Source organism: Amycolatopsis vastitatis, assembly GCF_002234595.1.
Taxonomy (GTDB): Bacteria; Actinomycetota; Actinomycetes; order Mycobacteriales; family Pseudonocardiaceae; genus Amycolatopsis; species Amycolatopsis vastitatis.
In genome coordinates this window covers 1-3,433 of the sequence record NZ_NMUL01000106.1, presented here as the reverse complement: position 1 = coordinate 3,433, position 3,433 = coordinate 1, and the positions used below count along the sequence as shown (strand labels likewise).

The 3,433-nt window shown below is 55.6% G+C and carries 2 rRNA genes; both read left to right on the top strand.

Annotation, left to right across the window (positions count from 1 at the left end):
* Nucleotides 1–119: 119 nt before the first annotated feature.
* A 23S ribosomal RNA gene (locus CF165_RS49560) occupies nt 120–3,241 on the top strand.
* Between the two features lie 73 nt (nt 3,242–3,314).
* A 5S ribosomal RNA gene (gene rrf, locus CF165_RS49555) occupies nt 3,315–3,431 on the top strand.
* The last annotated feature ends 2 nt before the right edge of the window (nt 3,432–3,433 follow it).

Genomic DNA, 3,433 nt, shown 5'->3' with positions numbered 1-3,433 from the left:
TGTTCATGAAGCACACTGTTGGGTCCTGAGGCAACACGCCTCGGGGCTTGCGCCTCGGGAATGTGGTTTGTTTCTGGTGTGGTGTTTGAGAACTGTAGAGTGGATGCGAGCATCTTTGTGGTCAAGTTGTTAAGGGCACATGGTGGATGTCTTGGCTTCAGGAGCCGATGAAGGACGTAGGAGGCTGCGATAAGCCTCGGGGAGCTGTCAACCGAGCTGTGATCCGAGGATTTCCGAATGGGGAAACCCAGCACCAGTGATGTGGTGTTACCCGCACCTGAATATATAGGGTGTGTGGAGGGAACGCGGGGAAGTGAAACATCTCAGTACCCGCAGGAAGAGAAAACAACCGTGATTCCGTGAGTAGTGGCGAGCGAAAGCGGAAGAGGCTAAACCGTTTGTATGTCAAGCTGTCAGGCGTTGTGCAGACGGTGTTGTGGGACCCGCCTTGAAAGGACTGACATCTTTTCGGGTTGTTGTGCTGGTTAGTGGAACCGCTTGGGATGGCGGGCCGGAGTGGGTGAGAGCCCCGTACGCGAAAACCAGTTTCAAGGACCTTGGTGGTGTTCCCGAGTAGCAGCGAGCTCGTGGAATTTGCTGTGAATCTGCCGGGACCACCCGGTAAGCCTAAATACTTCCTGAAGACCGATAGCGGACGAGTACCGTGAGGGAAAGATGAAAAGTACCCCGGGAGGGGAGTGAAAGAGTACCTGAAACCGTGTGCCTACAAGCCGTCAGAGCTCACTTGTTGGGTGATGGCGTGCCTTTTGAAGAATGAGCCTGCGAGTTAGTGCTGCGTGGCGAGGTTAACCCGTGTGGGGTAGCCGTAGCGAAAGCGAGTCTGAATAGGGCGAATGTAGTCGCGTGGTCTAGACCCGAAGCGGAGTGATCTACCCATGGCCAGGGTGAAGCGACGGTAAGACGTCGTGGAGGCCCGAACCCACTTAGGTTGAAAACTGAGGGGATGAGCTGTGGGTAGGGGTGAAAGGCCAATCAAACTCCGTGATAGCTGGTTCTCCCCGAAATGCATTTAGGTGCAGCGTCGTATGTTTCTCCACGGGGGTAGAGCTACTGGATGGTCTAGGGGCCTTACCGGGTTACCGAAATCAACCAAACTCCGAATACCGTGGTGTTAGAGTACGGCAGTGAGACGGCGGGGGATAAGCTTCGTCGTCGAGAGGGAAACAGCCCAGAACACCAGCTAAGGCCCCTAAGTGTGTGCTCAGTGGGAAAGGATGTGGGATTGCCCAGACAACCAGGAGGTTGGCTTAGAAGCAGCCACCCTTGAAAGAGTGCGTAATAGCTCACTGGTCAAGTGGTCCTGCGCCGACAATGTAGCGGGGCTTAAGCACACCGCCGAAGCTGTGTCATTCATGCAATACATCGGCTTCACTCCTTGAGGGTGTTGTCTAGTGGTGTGGATGGGTAGGGGAGCGTCCTGCATCCAGGGAAGCGGCGGCGGAAGCCAGTCGTGGAGGGTGTGGGAGTGAGAATGCAGGCATGAGTAGCGAATGCAGAGTGAGAAACTCTGCCGCCGGATGACCAAGGGTTCCTGGGCCAGGCTAATCCGCCCAGGGTAAGTCGGGACCTAAGGCGAGGCCGACAGGCGTAGTCGATGGACAACGGGTTGATATTCCCGTACCCGAGCATGTGCGCCCATGACGAGGCGTTTGATACTAACCACCCAAAGCCATGGACTGAAGTCTTCGGATGGAGGTTTGTGTGTGGAGCGTGGGACCTGATTTCGTAGTAGTCAAGCGATGGGGTGACGCAGGAAGGTAGCTCCGCCAGGCGATGGTTGTCCTGGTGTAAGCGTGTAGGCCGTCATGTAGGCAAATCCGCATGGCAATAGGCTGAGACGTGATGCGTAGCCGTTTGAGGCGAAGTAGAGTGATCCTATGCTGCCGAGAAAAGCCTCTAGTGAGTGCATGCACGGCCCGTACCCCAAACCAACACAGGTGGTCAGGTAGAGAATACCAAGGCGATCGGGTGAACTGTGGTTAAGGAACTCGGCAAAATGCCCCCGTAACTTCGGGAGAAGGGGGGCCAAACATCCTGAAGCTCTTCTCGAGCTAGGGGTGGGTGGCCGCAGAGACCAGCGGAAAGCGACTGTTTACTAAAAACACAGGTCCATGCGAAGTCGCAAGACGATGTATATGGACTGACGCCTGCCCGGTGCTGGAACGTTAAGAGGACCGGTTAGCCTTTCGGGGCGAAGCTGAGAATTTAAGCGCCAGTAAACGGCGGTGGTAACTATAACCATCCTAAGGTAGCGAAATTCCTTGTCGGGTAAGTTCCGACCTGCACGAATGGCGTAACGACTTTCCGGCTGTCTCAACCACAGGCCCGGCGAAATTGCACTACGAGTAAAGATGCTCGTTACGCGCGGCAGGACGGAAAGACCCCGGGACCTTTACTATAGTTTGGTATTGGTTTTCGGTTCGGCTTGTGTAGGATAGGTGGGAGACTGTGAAGCGGCAACGCTAGTTGTTGTGGAGTCGTTGTTGAAATACCACTCTGGTCGAATTGGGAATCTGAACCTCGGGCCATGATCTGGTTCAGGGACAGTGCCTGATGGGTAGTTTAACTGGGGCGGTTGCCTCCTAAAGAGTAACGGAGGCGCCCAAAGGTTCCCTCAGCCTGGTTGGCAATCAGGTGTTGAGTGCAAGTGCACAAGGGAGCTTGACTGTGAGACAGACATGTCGAGCAGGGACGAAAGTCGGGACTAGTGATCCGGCACCTCCTGGTGGAAGGGGTGTCGCTCAACGGATAAAAGGTACCCCGGGGATAACAGGCTGATCTTGCCCAAGAGTCCATATCGACGGCATGGTTTGGCACCTCGATGTCGGCTCGTCGCATCCTGGGGCCGGAGTAGGTCCCAAGGGTTGGGCTGTTCGCCCATTAAAGCGGCACGCGAGCTGGGTTTAGAACGTCGTGAGACAGTTCGGTCCCTATCCGCCGCGCGCGTAGGATACTTGAGGAAGGCTGTCCCTAGTACGAGAGGACCGGGACGGACGAACCTCTGGTGTGCCAGTTGTCCCGCCAGGGGCATGGCTGGTTGGCCACGTTCGGAAGGGATAACCGCTGAAGGCATCTAAGCGGGAAGCCTGTTCCAAGATGAGGTATCCCACCCCATGTGGGTTAAGGCCCCCAACAGACCATTGGGTTGATAGGCCAGAAATGGAAGCACAGTAATGTGTTGTCGAGTTGACTGGTACTAATAGGCCGAGGACTTGCCTACAAAGATGTTACGCATCCACTCTACGGTTCTGAAACACCACACTGGTGACACGGTGTGTGTTGTTTCGGAGTGTTTCGGTGGTTATAGCGTCAGGGAAACGCCCGGTCCCATTCCGAACCCGGAAGCTAAGCCTGACAGCGCCGATGGTACTGCAACCGAAGGGTTGTGGGAGAGTAGGACACCGCCGAACTT